An 18,077-nucleotide genomic window follows, 5' to 3' on the forward strand; every position below is an offset into this window, starting at 1 on the left:
GGGTGGATCATCCCTTAAACGTAAGTTGAGACAAAAAGAGATGCAATAACGAAGGCTCCAGCAGCATTGGGAAAATCAATCCATAAATAGCCCCGTAGAAATGGGCATTATGATTTATGTTATCTCCTGTTTGTTTCGCCATATACTGGCAATAGGCCAGATATAGCAAGCCGAATACGATTCCGGGGACAGGCAGCACGGCGAAAAACAAGATCTTTCCCCAAGGATCAAGGAATATAGAGGTAAATAGAACCGCCGATACCGCTCCAGACGCACCGATAGAGACATAATACGGATCATTACGTCGTTTTATCAAATCATAAAGCGAAGCCACGATCATTCCCCCGAAATAAAGAGCCAGATAAGCCCCTTTGCCGAATCCCATATATCGAAACGTTCGTTCAATATAGAGACCAAATGACCAGAACGTGAACATATTCACTAGCAAATGTGTCATATCCGCATGGATAAATCCATGTGTCACGATACGATAATATTCATGATTCCGGATCGTACGATATGGGATAAACGCTAATTTCATAAATAACTCCCTATTACTAAAACAGATAAAAGAGAGAACCACTGTTATTCCAATAATCAAATAAGTAATCATATATTCTATTATTTTTCTGATGAGCCACAAAGCAAAGCATAAATTCCGGTTTATACAAATATCAGGTATATATTATCTAAGCCAAAGGAAAAACAAGAATCCCCAAAGAAAAACAGATAACAGTAAAACCAAAGGCTTCAAAACTTTATCGCAAAAATAGCTCCTTACTTTCTTTCGATAAGGAATATTTTCCACTGCGATAACACGATTCACCTTATTCGTCCTATCAAAATAGGAAGAATATAGAATCAATATATAAAAACCGAATATTTGCAAAAGAAATAGGATGGAGACTAATGGCTTTTCATATCTTTTCTGTTTCTCTTCTATTTTAGATTTTTATCGGTTTGACTTAACCGATTGAGAAATAAACTATTAGCGAATTATTTGAGAAATAGAGGTAACGATTTGGCAACTGTGCGAATTTCAGCGTTTTGCGTTGCTATGCTGTCAAATAACTCTTTCATTTGCAAATATAACATCTTTTTCCGAAAGTACGAACTGTTGGCAGCAATTTTATAAAATCAACTTGCGAAAAACGAAAATCATTCATCCCATTTACAAGTTGGCATGTTAAGAACATTGTCCGCTTTGTCATTTTGTTACCGGGATTTGTCCGCATGGTAGGAGAAGCGTACCAATCAGTCAAGTATGTTGTTTCATTATGTAATAGCCAGCTGTTTTTTGTGTAATACTCCGATAACGCTTTCTTTTTGCTTTTTATATGTGCAAGGGTCAAGCCCCCCACGGATAGTTACTTCGTTGGAGATTTTGGACTATATCACAACTTGGTTCAGAGTGATAATTTAATGTGTGTCAATGCACCATGATGTTTTTGGGTAATCTACCATCTTGCTATTTGTACTTGGTTCAGAGGTTGTTATTCCTGAATATCTTTCAACTGTAATAGGACCTCTTGATGCCGTGTAGAATTCTTTGGTATGAGTTTTGTAAGGGATAACTTTCTCCAATAGTGTTTTAAAATTATTATATATTTCTGTGTCTGTACCACATAAAGTCTGTACATAATCTCCGAAATCATAGAATATCACAGGGGAGTAGCCATCCATACGCTGAATATTTATAGCTTGTGTACTATCAAAAGAATAATTAGAGTGAATATATTTCATTAGTTCTGCCAACTCATCCAAGTAAGAGCAGTCTGTTACAGCCAACGTTCCATAAGGATATTGATAGTTAGAATAAAACTGATAAAATGACTCACATATAGCTTTGTAATCTGGTTTTTCTGATAAGAGATATTTGCCTATTGTGGAATATGGCATACCAAAGACCATCACTTCTGTTGGACAGGCAATCATATAGTTGGTTACATGGCGTAACTCATAGGCAACTTCCAACGATGACATATAGCAATCATCAAATAGAATATACTCCATTGACAATCCGTTATTAGATAAGCTTTGAGCAAGAGTGCTTATGTTTGTTTGGTATTCTGCTGTTAATCCGCCAAAAAAACGTGTCATAGGAACATTCTCAAAATCCCAATGATAAACAAAATCTTCCTTCGCTTTGCTACGGCTTTGTACAACAGGAAGCCAGCCCGTGCCGTGACAACCGATAATCATTGAATAACTTTCAGCAGGAGCAAATGTTTTCATATCTCCGAGAATCTCTGTCAAACCAGCTTCTGTGGTAAAAGAAGGATTTACATATTCTTTTAAGATAGTCCTTTTACACGAACCGTTATTTAAAGTTATTTCAAACATCTCCGATTCAGAAGGGCTTGTAGATAAAAACACTATAATTCTTTCATTCTCTAATCCTTTTTCTTGTATAGCTTCTTCCATATCAGAAATGTTATTATAAAAATAACTTGTCAGATTTGTTGACCATGGGAGATACATAAAAACTGTTCTTTGATTATTGGTTTCTATTTCAAAGTCTTCTTTTTCACATGAAATAAATAAGAATACCAATAGTATAAAAGGCAATATTTTTTTTATTCTCATATTATTTTGATTTATAGTTCCGTATTCACGTGTATTTTTCCGAAAGTTTTTTGCTCGTCACGTATCCGGCATAGCTCCCGATATACTTTTAGGTGCAAATATAGCGAAAAGTGCCATTCATAAGACATCATGAACGGCACTTTTTTATTGTTTTCCAGCAAGATAAACGGTTATATCTTCATTCCTCTGCTTTTCCTTTGCGGTTGTATAGGTCGGCGAATATTCTGCCTTAGCTTGTCGAACTGTTCCTTGAACCACTCGGCAATGGGCTTTCGGTCAATGGCAAGAACCAGTCTCGTCCCGTCCGTGGGGTCTTTCACGACTTGAAACCCCGCCTTTTCGGTCGTGAATTTCCGTCCGTGTTCTTCCGAATAGAGTTCCCCTGCATACTCCAACGGCTTTCCCTTGACGAGCGTTGCGGTCTGCCTTTCATCGAATCCCACAAGGCGGCATAGGTTTTCGATACGGAGCATTTCACGGAAATAGGGAAACCATGCCGCCGCCTTTGCGATTACCGTTTTCAGAAACGATATTTCCTGCTTGTGCTTCGTTTCCTTGTCCGCTATCTCCCTGCGGTGCTTCCGTTCTACTTCCGCCATCTGTCGGCTGTGGTCTGCCTGCATGGTCTGTATTCTGTCTTGCAGGGCTTCGATGGTTTCCTCGTGGTCGGCTACCTCCCTATACAGGGCGGTGTTCTCCCTTTCCAGTGTCTTGACCTTGTTACTGCCGAAAAGAGAACCGACGCTCTCGGCGATGTTGGCGGCTGCGGTGGTTGCCGCCCCTTTCAGCTTCTCGGTCTGTATCTCTTTTTTCGCTTGCCTTAATTCCTCCCGTGCCGTTTCTTTCTGCTGTTGCAAATCCACCACTTCCGCTTTGAGGTTGTCGGCGAGTTTCTGTATATCCCGATAATACTGCTGCGTGGACTTGTGGCGAGCCTTCGAGCCGTCTATGCCCCTTTGCAGCCCATATTTTGCCATCGCTTCGGCATAGGTATCTTGGTAGGACTTCAATTTCAGCCGTGTCATAATATCGTCTGCGCACAGCCTCACGGTGTCGGTCGGCTTCTTGCGGTATCGCTTCTTCGTCTGTTCCTCCCTTTTCCTGCGCTTTCGCTCTCCCTTGACGATGGGAACGAGCGTAACGTGTATGTGCGGCGTTTCCTCGTCCAAGTGCAGGTGAGCCGCCACGATGTTCTCCTTTCCGAACGTGTCGGCGAAGTATTTCAGATTGTCGGCGCACCACTCGTCCAAACGCCCCTCTTCCTCTATCCGCTTCATGTCCTCGTGCGTTCCCGACACGTTGATGCGGATTGCCCGTACTTGGTTGCTTCCGATTTTGCGTGTCAGCCCCGCTTCTTCTAATCTCTGCTGTATAGCCGCCGAACGGTCTTTCACCCCGTCGGGGTAGTCGATGAGCCTGCGGTTTAAATACGTGCGTGTGGGGTCGGCGTTCTTCGGTATGATGAAACGCTCGATATGTGCGGTCGTTCCGCTGTCGCTGCCGTGCGCCTTTTCCATGTGTAAAACTACGAAACCCATATATTTTTCCTTTCTTTTTTGGCTTGTGAAACAATGATTTTTTGTATCTTCGGGGGCGGCAAATGCCGTCCCCGATGGGGTGTGCAGAGGGGCTTGCCCCTTGCCTTATTGGGGAATTTTCAGCGATACGTAGTATTGCGGCTCGGAAAATTCCCTAATAAGCTACGGTATTTTCTTCGTAAATACCCTGCGGCGTGCCGTCCGTCTGCCCGTCTGCCTTTCGGCTATGGCTGTCCCTGCCGCCTGCTTGCCCGTAACCCCACCTTATTTTTTTCCTTTCGGTCGGTGGGTGGCGGGGCGGTCGTTTCCGTTTTCAAAGGCTCTTTTGCACGGGGCGGTCGGATACAAGGTTTTCCCGATAAATACGCTCGCAGCGAAGCGAGAGGAAGATTTATCGGGAAACGGCGCAGCCGCCTGACCTTTTAGCCGACATAAAGCCCCGTGCTTGCTTTGCCTTTGTAAACGGAAATGATTGCTCCGCTTTCCTCTGAAAAGAGGAATAGAACCTGCAATATATATCACCATAGTGATAGATTTGCATGTTGGTATGCTGGTACGTTTGCATGTTGGTATGTTGATATGTTGGTATATCATCATGCTTGCCAACGGCTGTTGGGCTTGCCGTCCGAAACAACCAACACGAATACCGTCGTTTTCTCTTTTCTCCCGTGTATAATCCTCTCTAATAATGCCTTGCGGACTTTCGCCGCCCCGAACGATTCGATACGGAAAGCGAGGGCGGCTATCGTTTCGAGGTTGTAAACCTCCGCGCTGTATCTGTCCGATATGCGGATAATGCGCTTTATGTCATATATATTCAAACCTCCGCTTTTGCAGAGTGCCTTTATCCCTGCCCGAACCGTCGGGGCGATAACCCCGAACAGTTCGCAGATTTCCCACTCGGTCATGGCGGTTGCGCCTATATCGCTCGGCTGGAAGATATTGCCCTGCCCGTCCATCGTGATAATATTCCTTTCTTCTTTCATCGGTATTCTGTTTTTAATTAGATGGCTCGGCAGATATTCTTCTCCATGTCCTCCAACTTGTGCGACAAGGTTTCCATGTCTTGGCTTATCTTTTGGGCGGTGATTTTGGCGTAAATTTGGGTGGTCTTTATGTTAGTGTGTCCCAAAAGGCGGCTTACGGTTTCGATGGGTACGCCGTGCGACAGAAGCACGGTCGTGGCGTTCGTGTGGCGTGCAACATGATAGGTCAAGCGCACCTTGAAACCGCATTGTATGCCTATCTCTTTGAGTATTTTGTTGCAACTTCCGTTGCTCGGAACGGGGAAAACATGACCGTCCCTTGCCAGCCCCTTGTACTTCTCGATGATACGCTTGGGAACGTCCAAAAGGCGGATGTTCGATTCGGTGTTGGTCTTCTTTCTTCGGGTGATTATCCAAAGGTTGCCGTCGAAGAATGTTTGCAGGCGGTCGGCGGTGAGGTTCTTCACGTCCGAATACGCCAAACCCGTGAACACCGAAAAGACGAACAAGTCCCGTACAAGTTCATGGGTGGCATTCTTCATGGGTGCGTTCATGAGCGTCTGTATTTCCGTTTGGGTGAGGTAGCCCCTATCCACGCTTTCGGGAGAGTTGATATATCCGGCAAAGGGATTGAACGGCAAACGCCCGTCGTTCCTCGCAATGGAAACGATGTGTTTCAACACAATCATGTAGCCCCACACGGTATTGGTGCGGCATTTCTTCTCCGTGCGCAAAAAATACTCGAAATCGTTGATGAACGTGAGGTTGAGTTCCTTTAACGGAATATCCTCACGCTTGTAGGTATGGGGCAAAAACTCCCGAATATGGTTGCAGACCGTCCGATAACGGGTAAACGTACCTTGCGCCCTGCTGTGCCCGACTTTCTTCTCAAACTCGGCGTTGTGCTGCTCGAACAGCTTCAGCAAGGTTTCCTGCTTGATGCCGATACCGAGATAGGCGTCTTTGAGTTTGGCGGCGGTAACATAACCGTCCGTCTGCATCAACTCTTGATAGCGGCGGTTTACCTCCACACGGATTTTATCTACCGCAAGGTTGATTCTCTGCGCTTCGACGCTCTTGCCCGAAGCACGGTTGTTCTTCACGTCCCACAAGCGTGGGGGAACGTCCATCTTGCAACTGAACTGTTTAATCTCGCCGTCCACCGTGATACGGCACATCAGAGGCAGGTTGCCGTTCGGCTTCTCGCTGCCTTTCTTCACGTAAAATAATACCTTGAATGTACTTCGCATAACTCACTCCTTTTTTTGGTTACAAAATTAGTTCTTAGTGAGTTACCGACAGCTATGTAAATCAACGCAAAACGCAGAAAAAGAACCTTTTAGCAAGAAATTTGCACCCGTTATGGGAGTAACGAGGTGGTAACTGAACTTCTGCACCGTTTGGCTTTGAGGTTGCATTTCGTTGGCTCTGCCTCATAGAAAAACAAAGCGTAACGAACGCTCTATCAGCTAATTCGCTACGCTTTGCCCAAATTTACTTTTTCGCTATGTGTTTATTTTAAATTGCTTTAAGTCAATCTCTTTTATAACCCGAATCAATGTTTTCTTTTCTTCCAATATTAAAGAATCTAGATTCTCTGAAAAAGAAGAATCTAGACTTTTTAAATTCTCATAGTACCGGACCATACTATCAATTCTATTTCTTTCTGTATTCAAAGAACTCAATTTCATACTTTCAGCAGTCATATCTATATATGATATAGAAAAAGGGAAAAGTAAGAAAGCTAAAGACAACACATTACCACTAATAACAACAAATGTTTTATTCAAGCCTCTGTTTAGTTCCTTCCAAAAAATATTTGTCAAAAAGAACACACTAAGCTGTATAATACAAGCAATACATAAAGTACGTATGGTATACCCCACTAATTGCAGCCAATTCTCCATCGCTTCTACATCTACAGTAATACCAAAGAGGGTCACCGCATAAATCAATGTTATAACTATCATTAATCTATGTTCTTTCTTTAATCCAAGTACCAGATCAAACATTCTTTCCCACATACTATCCTTATATTTTTTCGCCAAAGATACAAAGATTGCTTTAAGCACATGGTATATAATAAAAAAGTGGATAAGCCTTTTCTCATATCCACTTTTTATTTGTTACTTGAATAAGAAGCTATTTCTTGCTATCGATTACCAATAACGGAGTATCGGTGTGGAATAACATCTTTCTCGCGATCGAAGGATTGAACATCCGGGCTAGGATATTACGGCGATATGTGCTTAGGGCTATAACATCAATTTGTTTATCACGAACAAATTTCTCGATGGCTAACAGCAAGTCACCATCGGCTAGAACCGTATGGGAAATATGGGCATGTGGATATTGTTTTTTGAAATATTCACGAACGCCCGTTAAACGAATCTCATTCCATTCATCATTACTGGTAGAGATATTGAATAGATGGATATTAAGATCAAAGCCTTTGATGATTTCCATAAACTCGTCAAACGCAACCAAATCTCTCTGGTTAAACGATGTAGCGAAAGCGATATTCTTAGCGTCTCTCAAATCCGTGAAAGGAACATTCTCCGGTATCGCCAATACAGGAACCCGGTTTACCTCGATTACCTCTCCGGTCACGCTACCGATCAGATCCATATCTTTTTGGCTCTTACCTCTCGTTCCCATCACGATCAATGTCGGATGATACTCCTTGCTATAGGCGATGATCTCCTCTTCCGGCAAGCCTTCACGTAATACATAATCGTATTTTACCTTTGGTAATTCACCAGAGGACATCTTCCGGTTGATATGCGTACAAATATTCTCCATATCGATACGGACACGTTGTAAGATATGCTGTACGGATTCCTCCTCGTTTACTTGGTAAGCCAAAGTATCTCCCATCGGGATAGCGGATGGAAAATAGGGGCTGAAATAGGCGTGCATGATCATCACCTCCGCACCTACCGCATGAGCGTAATTAATTCCCAACTCACAAGCCTTGGCGGAATAATCCGAGAAATCAATCGGGATCAGAACTTTCTTGACCGCATTAACCTTCGCCTCTTCCTCCTTTGGTTCCTCAAACCACTTATTGTCTTCAATAATGCGTAAAGCATGCGGTAAATCACTCTCCTTAATACGCACACGCACTCCTGCCGAAACGACCGGCTGAATCTGGTTTACATTATGTATATAGACCTCTATGCCTTCTGTTTCGAGGATTGTCTTGAGAATCTGGGCTTTCTCGAACGTGTGGATAGCCAATGTCACTAATTTATCTTCCATACTCAATACATTTTTATAGATGAAACAATCGGGATTTATGAATTGTTGAATATAAAAAAATCCCAAAGCGTTCTTTCATTTAGCTATGGGATTTTTTATACGAATGAATTTCTCTTACGCTTTTTGTGCTTCGGCATCCTGACTCTCGGCCAGTATCTGCAAAGCACGCTCGAAAATAGTCGTGTCATCTAAAACAACCAACCCTCCGTCCGGACCGGGCTCGATATGGAAACCACAACTCCGTCCATCTTGAAAATTATGTCCACCGAAATAGTTACGAACTGTCTCTACCTTTAATCCCAGCTCATCGGCGATGCGTTGTGTACTTCCGTCAGGTAACGAATCTTTAATTCTTCTCAGTTCGTTAAATGTAATCGTCTTTGTCATGGCTTTCTTATTTTGAAGGTTAATACTTTTGTTTAATATTATGGCACTAACTTAGTCATTTAATAGCATTGAAACAAATTATTATTGAGAAAATGAGCTGAAAACAAATATGCTTTACGACATACTTAACGAAAATCTCTTATATTAAGCACGATACCAATTGCTCATTAAATAGGGCTATTAAAAGGATGGTCAACCAAATCGCATAGGTGATCCAGCGTTTCCGGATATCCGAGTAAATGGCCTCCGGACATACCCAAGAATCTGCCGGAATCAATTTAGGCCTTATATAGTGGTATAACAGATATACAAGATACCCGAATAGCAGACCGGATAAAGCTCCCGGAATAATATCCGTGATAAAATGCACTCCTAAATAAATACGAGTATAGGAAGTCAAAATCGCCCAAAAGAAAATAGTCCATCCGAATAGTTTATTCCTGAAGATCAGCGCCATCAAGGTCGCAAAGCCGAAAGCATTCGCCGCATGGCTGGAGATAAATCCATACATACCGCCCCGATAACCGAACACCACCCTTACCTGATCCATAAAGTCAGGGTGATGAGTCGGACGGAAACGGGTGAAGATGGGTTTACAAACATGCGAAGCGAACTGGTCGCATAACGTGATCGTCAAGACAATGGCCAATAAGATCAACAACCACTCCTTCCAGTTCTTCTTATAGCACAATACCACCAATATAAAAAAGGCTAACGGTAGCCAAACCGCCTTGCCTGAATAGATCCACATAAAGCGATCTAAAAAAGCGGAGTCGCTACCGTTAAGCATAAAGAACGCATCACGTTCCCAAACCAATAATTGTTCTAGCATGTATCAGATTTTTTCTATGTCTTTACTAGGCATCCATCCTACGTTCCCGTCCTCAAGCTCAATCTCGCTCCATTCGCCGAGCGTGCTCTTCACGGTCACGTTCGTTCCCTCGTGTAATACGAAAAGATCCGTACCGCTAGCGTCAGGCGAGCTTTTCACCGTAACGGTCGGGGCGAATACGATAGCGTGTTTACGGTTTATCATCTCATCCTTCTGGTCGCTGGCGAATATATTGGCAAAAACAACCATGATAATAAATAGGACACCCAAATAGAAACCGATCTTCTTCAAGCGTACCCAACGAGAGAAAAAGAACAAGATCAAGCAACCGATAAACAACAGGAAGCACACGATACCTGTCTTCGCCCAAGAGTCTGCGGAACCGAGGTTCTCCACGCTCTTAAACCATTTGACCAAGAAGAAATCACCAACCGGCTCAATCTTATCGATGGTCTTCTGACGGGCCATCTGTAAATTGAAGCGAGCATCGCTATCACCCGGATCCAGCAGAAGACAACGTTCGTAGTTCAATATAGCCGGAGCGATCTTACCCGCCTTATAATAGGTATTTCCCAAATTATAATAAACGGCGGCAGACTCGCCATTGCTCTTCAAGATTCCCTCATATAGCTCGATCGCCTTTGCGTAATCTTCTTTCGTGTAAGCGACCTCGGCCTCCTTCAAGGCGGTATCTTGCGCATAAGCAGATCCTATCAGACATAGAGTCAATAAGAAAAACAATACCTTTCTTAAATTTATAGTCATCTTCATCTTCTTACTTTTTAATTGTATTCTCCATTTTACCAATAGCGTCTACCGTCAGCTCATACAACTTATCCATAGCGTCCGACGCTTGGGACGGAGCGTAACGAGCGAACTCACAAGTATTCAAGATATCCATGAACTCATTCGTCAAGGATTCGTCTACACCGTATTTAGCCAATTCTATCTCTACGTTATCCTTGGTCAGATCGGATTGCGGGATACTCAGCTTATCGCTCAAATAGCCCCACAACGCACGCAGCACCTCGTCGTAGAATTCTTCCTTCTTATTCTCTTTCATCAGCTTGCCAGCGTTCTTCAGACGTCTAACCGCCATCTTGTTCGCCTTCTTGGTACGAACCAAGGCGATGTCGGCGTTTTCCTTCACCTGCTTACGATAAATAAAGAAGAATACGATAAACAAGATAGCTGGTACGATATAGCAAAGATAATACATAAAGGAACCGAAGAAAATACCATCACCTCCCTCGATAAAGGAGAAACCTTTCGTCTTCAAGTAACGGATATCCTTGCCTAAGTATTTCACGCTCTCTTTATTACTGAAGTTCGATACGACCGGGGAAGAACCGCTACCGCCCTTACCTTGCTCCACATGCAACTTATAAGGCTCGGACTTGATGGTCTTGTACGAACCGGACTTGATATCGAAATAGGAAAAAGCGATCGCCGGGATCTCGAAATCACCCGCATAACGGGGTATCGCCATATATTCGATCGTCTTGCTTCCACTGACACCGGCGGTCGTGGTCTTGATGTCCATCTCTACTTTCGGATCGTAGACATCGAAATCGTTCGGGAAAACCACTTCCGGATTCTTCACCAACTTCACGTTTCCGTTACCCGTGATTTTCACCTTTATGGTTACAGCCTCGTCTGTCTTGACGTTGTTCGAGCTGATATCAGCCGTCATGGAGAACGTACCTACGGCACCGGAGAAAGAAGCGGGCTTACCGGAGGGCAAAGGCTTCACGTCGATAGTAACCGGAGAAGTGGTCAACACCTTGCTCACATCCCGATACGAGTCGAAAAAACTATCGAAGATGCTACCGCCGCCCGCTTGTTGCATACGGACACGCACCACGGCATCATACTTTCCACCTTCGATCGTGATCTTACCGGAACGTTGGGGATACAGGATCACTTGACGCATTACGGCCGACTGGTAGTTACGCCCGTTGTAGTTTTCCAAGGTCAGTTGTTTCTCTTGCGGCAACTCAACCTCTTGTACCAAGAAACCCTCGAACTCCGGATATTTCAATCCCGTAATCGAGAAATTTTCCAAGGAATAGACCTTGAAAGTCACCAAGAAACCTTCTTGCTCGAACACGCTTCGTTTGGATACGTCCATCTTCACGAACAGCCGATCGTTAGAGATCGCCCCGCTCGCCGTCGTTGTCTCCGCCTCTTGCTTACCCGCCTTATCAGCAGGAAGCACCTTGATGGCCAAGCCATTCGATGTATAATTAGAGCCGTTCACCTTGATCGTTGCCGGAGCTATATTAAACGTGCCTTCCTTCTTCGGCATCAAGACATACGTATACGTAACGGTTGTCTCGCTGGTACTCTTCCCGTTCACCCAGCTACTGCTATAGGAGGTGGATTGGGAGGGGCCCATCAATACGTCAAAGTCTGGCATCTCCTGTACTCTCAAATCCTTGCCTTCGGCATTGACGGTGAAAGTCAAGCGAAACTGCTCTCCCATTACCACCGCTTGGGGCGCCGAGGCCTTGAAGGTCACATCCGCGGCCTTTGTCGCCACTCCTACCGCTAACATCAGGATGAATAAGAAAATTAATTTCCTCATTGTGTATCTCATTTTTTCGTTAATTATCCAGTTTACCACTCCTTCTCGGTCTTCCGGCGTTGTTGCTGCTGCATCTGCGCCTTCTTCACCTTCTCTTGGGTGTCTTTCTCGTCTTGCAGGAAGGCGTCCAACATCTGCTGGGCATTGTCCTTGCTCATTTGCTCGTTGGATTGCTGTTGCTCTTGGGTCTTATCCTGCTTCTGGTCGTCTTGCGGCTGTTGTTGTTGCTGTTGCTGCTGATCGTCCTTCTGATCCTTGTTCTCCTGCTTGTCGTCGTTCTGTTGATCTTGGCTCTGATCCTGATTCTGCTGATCCGACAGCAGTTTCTGGGCCAAGGCCAAGTTATAACGGGTCTCGTCATCTTTCGGGTTCAAGCGAAGCGATTGCTTATACACCTCCACGGCCTTGCCGTAATCCTTGTTCTGCATGAAGATATTCCCCATATTATGATACACCTCCGACAAGCGTGCCTTCCCTTCCGGCGTAGCCACCATCTTCTCCCCTTGCCCGGCGATCAATTGATATTGCTCGGCGGCCTCGGGGAACTTGCCTTGCTTGTATAGGGAATTCCCCAGATTATAGGTTCCTTCCGTAGAGCGGGGATTCACCTCCAAGCTCTTGCGATAAGCGATCTCGGACTCGGTGTATTTCTCGCTCTCATAAAGCTTATTCCCCTCACGCACGTTCTTCCGTTCCGCTTTCTGGGCAGAGACCGCCCCAGCGCTGAGCGCCAAGACCGATACCCATATCATAGATTTATATATACGTCTCATCACTTCGTCGAATTAAGAGAATAATTTTACTTTCCTAAATATACGGTTCTTACGATCCAAGGTCATGAAATCGGCGATCAAGAGGAACAAAGCTATCCAAGCGAAAATCTGGAACTGCTCGTCATACTCGGAATAGACCTTGCTATCCAGCTCCGTCTTGTTCATTTTCTCGATTTCTTTCTGAAGGGCTTTCAAGGCGGAGTTCGTATTGTCCGCACGTACGTACATACCGTTTCCAGCGGCGGCGATCTCTTGACCCATCTGCTCATTCAGCTTCGTGATCACCACGTTTCCGTCCTTATCCTTCATATAATTATTGCTTCCTTGGATGGGGATCGGAGAACCTTTCGGATCACCCATTCCCACGATGTTCACGTGGATGCCCTTCTCGGCGGCGGCTTTGGCGGCACCGATAGCGTCGTCCTCATGGTTCTCGCCGTCGGTGATCAAGATGATCGCCTTATCGGTCGTCTCGTCCGGGGTAAAGGAACGGGCGGCCAAGTTGATGGCGGCACCGATCGCCGTACCTTGCGTAGAGACCATCGACGGGTTGATAGAGGACAAGAACATCTTGGCGGAGATATAATCCGAGGTGATCGGCAACTGCGTGAAAGCGTCGCCGGCGAACACGATCAAGCCTACCTTATCATTCGTAAAGCCGTCCGTCAATCGGGATAGCATCTGTTTGGCCTTATCCAAACGGTTGGGCGACACGTCCTCGGCCAACATGGAGTTGGATACGTCCAGACACACCATGATCTCTACTCCCTGACGCTTCACCGTCTCCAGTTTCGAGCCGAATTGAGGCCCCGCTATAATAAAGATAACCATGGTAATGGCTCCGAACAACAGCCAAAACTTCAGATGCTGGCGCTTGGTCGATACCTCGGGCATCAACTCGGCCAACAACGTAGGGTTACCGTATTTCTTTACCGCTTTCTTCTTCACGATCATGGCGTACACGTAGAACGCCACCAACGCGGGAAGGAGAAAAAGCAAATATAAAAAGTCCGGATGCGCAAATCGAAACATAAGCCTTTTATCTTTATGGTATATTTCTCAACAATGTATTTCTCAATAAGATCTCCACCAGCAACAGGGCGAACACCAGCAAGGCCCAGTTCTTATACTCCTCCTGCTTCTTACTGTACTCTTGTACGCTGATCTTGGTCTTCTCCATCTGGTCGATCTCGGAATAGATCTCCTTCAGGCTGGCGTTGTCCGTAGCACGGAAATATTGCCCTCCCGTGGTAGAGGCGATCTGCTTCAACGTAGCCTCGTCGATCTCCACCGGGATATTCTGGTACTGCACGCCGAAAGCGGTCTGGAACGGATACGGCGCCATGCCTTTCGTTCCGACTCCGATCGTATAGACACGCACGCCGAACGTCTTGGCGATCTCGGCAGCGGTAACCGGAGCGATCTCGCCGGCGTTGTTCGAACCATCGGTCAGAAGGATAATCACCTTCGACTTAGCGTGGCTGTCCTTAATACGGCTCACGGCATTCGCCAAGCCCAACCCAATTGCCGTTCCGTCTTGGATCATACCGCTTTGGATATCCTTGAAGAGGTTCAGCAAGACCGTATGATCGGTTGTCAACGGGCATTGCGTAAAGCTCTCAGCAGAAAAGACCACGAGACCGATGTTATCGTTCGGACGGCCGTTGATGAACGACGCAGCCACATCCTTCGCCGCCTCCAAGCGGTTCGGTTTCAAGTCTTGCGCCAGCATACTCCCCGAGATATCCATCGCCAACATGATATCGATACCTTCCGTGGAAGAATTGGACCAACTATTCGTGGATTGCGGACGGGCCAAGATCACGATCAGCAGCGCTACCGCTACCATACGCAACACGAAAGGCACGTGACGCAAGTACACGATCCATGATACCGCTCCCGGCGCCTCGAACGCCTCCGACGAGGAGACCTGCAAGCTGGCCTGACTCTTGCTCAGCTTGTAGACATACCATCCGATCATCGGGATGAGCAACAACAATAAATATAAATAATTAGGATTCGCAAATACCATCTCTTAATCCTTTAAATTAGTTGTATCGTTCGTAGACTTGGGCTGATAGCGTGTCAAGTCGTCTTGACACGGGGCTACCGGCTCATTTGACAGAGGGCTGTCAACGGCTTTGACAGCAGGCTGTCGCTCCTCTTGACCCGAGGCTGTCAGCTCATCTGACAGGGGACTGTCAACCAGCTCCACCATCTCCTCCTCCTTCGTCTGGTTCACGAACAAATACGCGTTCATCATACTCAAATCATTCTCATCCGGCAGCGGGTTCATCTTGGCGAATTTCACGAAGTCGGCCAATTGCAGAATCTGCCTCAAGTTATCGTACACGCTCTGCGCCTCGGAGTTCTTGCGGATCAGGTCCAAGATCTCACCGGAAGTCATCTCCATGGCATTGATACCGAAACGTTCCTCGATATACTTACGCAGCGTATCCGTGATCAAGGTGTAATACTCCTTGCTTCGTCCTTGCTGCCAGAGTTTCTGTTGCTTGATCTCATCCAGTTCCTTGATGGCCTGCTCGTGAGGCGGAAGTTTCGGCTCCTCTTTCTTGAATGGGATCAACGACTTCTTCGCACGGATCCGTTTCACGATATAGGCGATCACGCAAATCAAGAACAGGGCCAGCAAGATCCCGTAAATGATCGGATAATAATCGGCCCATACGAAAGGTGGCTTCCATACGGTCTTGATGTCGTTGAACTCCTCCGGCTTGTCCGCGTTCACGGGAATCGTGGAGACCTTCAAGGCGACTTGGTTGGAATATACGGTATCCACCCCGTCTATCACCTTCAACGGAGGCAACAGATAGAGTGACGAGTCAAACGAGGTAATCAATACATCCTGCTTGATAACGAGCCGGTCGTTCTCGATCTCCGTGGAGTCCGCCTTGGAGAGGTTCAGTACCTCCACCCCCGTCATCAAGGTATCGTTCGGGATCACGATCTGCACGGGGCGATCCTTATCCGCCGTTACCGTAAGGTGCAAGGTAGTCTGCTCTCCGATCAATATGGCGGCCGAGTCGATAGCGACATCGATCAACGGCCTTTGCGCATATGCCCTTCCCCCCACGAGGGAAGCGGCGGCGACCAGAAACAGGATACTTTTCTTTATCAATTTCATCTGCTTGCTTTAATTACGTTTGTCAAAAAGAGCAATCAATGCTTTCACATAATCATCCTCGGTACGGACAGATACGGAGTCTACACGGCATTTCTTGAACGTATCGCTCATCTTCGCCTGCCGTTTCTCCCACCATTCCTTATAGGCCGCGCGCACACGGGCGGAGGAACTGTCTATCCATTGCTCCTTCCCGGTCTCGGCGTCCTTGATCTTCATAAGGCCTACGGCGGGAAGCTCGGTCTCACGACGGTCGTACACCTGAATGGCTACCATGTCATGCTTGCGGTTGGCCACCGTCAGGGCGTCCTTGAAACCCTCCTTATCGATAAAATCGGAAATGAGGAAAGCCGTGCAACGCTTCTTGATGGCGTTGGTCAAGTATTTCAACACTTGGCTGATATCCGTTCTCGTCTCCTCGGGATGGAAATCGATCAGCTCCCGGATGATATATAAGATATGTTTCTTTCCTTTCTGGGGCGGGATAAACTTCTCGATCTTGTCCGAGAAGAACACCACGCCGATCTTATCGTTGTTCTGTATCGCCGAGAAAGCCAAGGTAGCGGCGATCTCGGTGATCACCTCCTTCTTCATGACGTTGACGGAGCCAAAGTCACGGCTACCGGACACGTCGATCAGCAGCATCACCGTCAGCTCACGCTCCTCCTCGAACACCTTGACATAAGGGCGGACGTAGCGGGCGGTCACGTTCCAGTCGATATCCCGGATATCATCGCCGTACTGATATTCCCTCACCTCGCTGAACGCCATACCACGGCCCTTGAAAGCCGAATGGTACTGGCCGGCGAAGATGTTACGGGAAAGACCACGGGTCTTTATCTCGATACGGCGTACCTTCTTTAATAATTCGCTTGTCTCCATTTAAGGAACTTCTACTTTATTCAAGATCTCGCTAATTACCTCCTCAGAAGTCAAGTTGTTCGCCTCGGCCTCATAACTCAAGCCGATACGATGGCGCATCACGTCGTGGCATACCGCACGGATATCCTCCGGGATCACATAGCCCCTGCGCTTGATGAAAGCGTACGCACGGGCGGCCAACGCCAAGTTGATAGACGCACGAGGGGAAGCGCCGAAAGAGATCATGCTCGCCAAGTTCGGCAAACCAGCCTCAGCCGGGAAACGGGTAGCGAAGACGATATCCACGATGTAACGCTCGATCTTCTCGTCCAAATAAACCTCACGAACCACGTTACGGGCGTCGAGGATCTCCTCTTTCGTTAAGATCGGCTTGATCTCCGGACGTTCTCCGGATATATTCTGGCGTATGATCAGTTTCTCCTCCTCCTTCTTCGGGTAATTGATGATCACCTTCAACATGAAACGGTCTACCTGCGCCTCAGGCAACGGGTACGTACCCTCCTGCTCGATCGGGTTCTGGGTAGCCATTACCAAGAAAGGCTTCGGCAACTTGTAGGTATGCTCGCTGATCGTGACCTGACGCTCCTGCATGGCCTCCAACAAGGCACTCTGTACTTTCGCCGGGGCACGGTTGATCTCGTCCGCTAACACAAAATTAGCGAAGATCGGGCCTTGCTTTACCTGGAACTCTTCGCTTTTCTGACTGTAAATCATCGTACCGATCACATCGGCCGGAAGTAAGTCCGGGGTGAACTGGATTCGGCTGTATTTAGCGTCGATCAACGACGACAATGTTTTAATGGCAAGTGTCTTAGCCAAACCCGGCACACCTTCCAACAGGATATGTCCGTCCGAAAGCAAACCGATCAACAAGGATTCAACCAAATGCTTTTGTCCGACGATTACTTTGTCCATACCCATCGTAATCATGTTCACAAACGAGCTTTTACTTTCAATTCGCTCATTCAACTCACGAATGTCTACTGTCTGACTCATAAGATTTATTCTATTATATTGTTATTATATTGTCCCAATTTTACGTTGATTTTTTAGGATGCACAAAATTAGAAATGTTAAATTCGTATCCTTCACTTTTGCAGTTA

18 protein-coding genes are annotated in these 18,077 nt (G+C 46.2%); 1 reads left to right on the forward strand and 17 read right to left on the reverse strand.

Going from position 1 to position 18,077, the window contains the following annotated elements; all coding sequences use genetic code 11:
* Positions 1-7: 7 nt before the first annotated feature.
* From CI959_RS18210 to mobV, 3 genes are all read right to left on the reverse strand, one after another.
* Complete coding sequence (locus CI959_RS18210; protein ID WP_005857219.1) at positions 8-613, reverse strand: rhomboid family intramembrane serine protease; 606 nt, start codon at positions 611-613, stop codon at positions 8-10.
* Positions 614-1,419: 806 nt separating this feature from the next.
* On the reverse strand, positions 1,420-2,586 hold the full coding sequence (locus CI959_RS18225) for a clostripain-related cysteine peptidase (RefSeq protein ID WP_061447515.1): 1,167 nt from the start codon (positions 2,584-2,586) through the stop codon (positions 1,420-1,422).
* Between the two features lie 170 nt (positions 2,587-2,756).
* Positions 2,757-4,124, reverse strand: a complete 1,368-nt coding sequence (gene mobV, locus CI959_RS18230) for a MobV family relaxase (protein ID WP_095231508.1) — start codon at positions 4,122-4,124, stop codon at positions 2,757-2,759.
* Between the two features lie 33 nt (positions 4,125-4,157).
* On the opposite strand from mobV, the gene CI959_RS21610 reads away from it, so the two are divergent.
* A complete protein-coding gene (locus CI959_RS21610; protein WP_176471229.1) occupies positions 4,158-4,550 on the forward strand; it encodes a hypothetical protein in 393 nt (130 codons plus the stop codon).
* 167 nt (positions 4,551-4,717) lie between these two features.
* On the opposite strand, the gene CI959_RS18240 is transcribed toward CI959_RS21610, so the two are convergent.
* From CI959_RS18240 to CI959_RS18305, 14 genes are all read right to left on the reverse strand, one after another.
* Positions 4,718-5,110 (reverse strand): hypothetical protein, encoded by a 393-nt coding sequence (locus tag CI959_RS18240; protein ID WP_061447513.1) that lies wholly within the window; start codon positions 5,108-5,110, stop codon positions 4,718-4,720.
* Positions 5,111-5,127: 17 nt separating this feature from the next.
* On the reverse strand, positions 5,128-6,360 hold the full coding sequence (locus CI959_RS18245) for a site-specific integrase (protein WP_061447512.1): 1,233 nt from the start codon (positions 6,358-6,360) through the stop codon (positions 5,128-5,130).
* Between the two features lie 255 nt (positions 6,361-6,615).
* On the reverse strand, positions 6,616-7,134 hold the full coding sequence (locus CI959_RS18250) for a hypothetical protein (protein WP_255223125.1): 519 nt from the start codon (positions 7,132-7,134) through the stop codon (positions 6,616-6,618).
* Between the two features lie 118 nt (positions 7,135-7,252).
* Positions 7,253-8,371, reverse strand: coding sequence for a universal stress protein (locus CI959_RS18255; protein ID WP_005857223.1), 1,119 nt, complete (start codon positions 8,369-8,371; stop codon positions 7,253-7,255).
* 114 nt (positions 8,372-8,485) lie between these two features.
* Complete coding sequence (locus CI959_RS18260; RefSeq protein WP_005857225.1) at positions 8,486-8,758, reverse strand: hypothetical protein; 273 nt, start codon at positions 8,756-8,758, stop codon at positions 8,486-8,488.
* Positions 8,759-8,897: 139 nt separating this feature from the next.
* Entirely contained in the window at positions 8,898-9,590 is a 693-nt protein-coding gene (locus CI959_RS18265; RefSeq protein WP_005857227.1) for a phosphatase PAP2 family protein, read from the reverse strand.
* A gap of 3 nt (positions 9,591-9,593) precedes the next feature.
* Positions 9,594-10,361: a tetratricopeptide repeat protein gene (locus CI959_RS18270; RefSeq protein WP_005857229.1), complete on the reverse strand. Its 768-nt coding sequence runs from the start codon at positions 10,359-10,361 to the stop codon at positions 9,594-9,596.
* A gap of 4 nt (positions 10,362-10,365) precedes the next feature.
* The gene (locus CI959_RS18275; RefSeq protein ID WP_057316977.1) at positions 10,366-12,177 is read right to left on the reverse strand and encodes a BatD family protein; all 1,812 of its coding nucleotides are present in this window, start codon (positions 12,175-12,177) and stop codon (positions 10,366-10,368) included.
* A 32-nt stretch (positions 12,178-12,209) separates the two neighbouring features.
* Entirely contained in the window at positions 12,210-12,950 is a 741-nt protein-coding gene (locus CI959_RS18280; RefSeq protein ID WP_005862642.1) for a tetratricopeptide repeat protein, read from the reverse strand.
* A gap of 12 nt (positions 12,951-12,962) precedes the next feature.
* The gene (locus tag CI959_RS18285; RefSeq protein ID WP_095231509.1) at positions 12,963-13,982 is read right to left on the reverse strand and encodes a VWA domain-containing protein; all 1,020 of its coding nucleotides are present in this window, start codon (positions 13,980-13,982) and stop codon (positions 12,963-12,965) included.
* Positions 13,983-13,995: 13 nt separating this feature from the next.
* Positions 13,996-14,982, reverse strand: a complete 987-nt coding sequence (locus CI959_RS18290) for a VWA domain-containing protein (protein WP_005857237.1) — start codon at positions 14,980-14,982, stop codon at positions 13,996-13,998.
* A gap of 3 nt (positions 14,983-14,985) precedes the next feature.
* Positions 14,986-16,095 carry a hypothetical protein gene (locus CI959_RS18295; protein WP_005857239.1) on the reverse strand — a complete coding sequence of 370 codons (1,110 nt, stop codon included), beginning with the start codon at positions 16,093-16,095 and terminating at the stop codon, positions 14,986-14,988.
* 9 nt (positions 16,096-16,104) lie between these two features.
* Positions 16,105-16,974, reverse strand: coding sequence for a DUF58 domain-containing protein (locus CI959_RS18300; protein WP_005857241.1), 870 nt, complete (start codon positions 16,972-16,974; stop codon positions 16,105-16,107).
* A complete protein-coding gene (locus CI959_RS18305; protein ID WP_005857243.1) occupies positions 16,975-17,970 on the reverse strand; it encodes a MoxR family ATPase in 996 nt (331 codons plus the stop codon). It abuts the gene before it with no gap.
* Between the last annotated feature and the right edge of the window lie 107 nt (positions 17,971-18,077).

The organism is Parabacteroides sp. AT13, assembly GCF_002272965.1.
In the GTDB taxonomy this organism is placed as follows: Bacteria; Bacteroidota; Bacteroidia; order Bacteroidales; family Tannerellaceae; genus Parabacteroides; species Parabacteroides distasonis.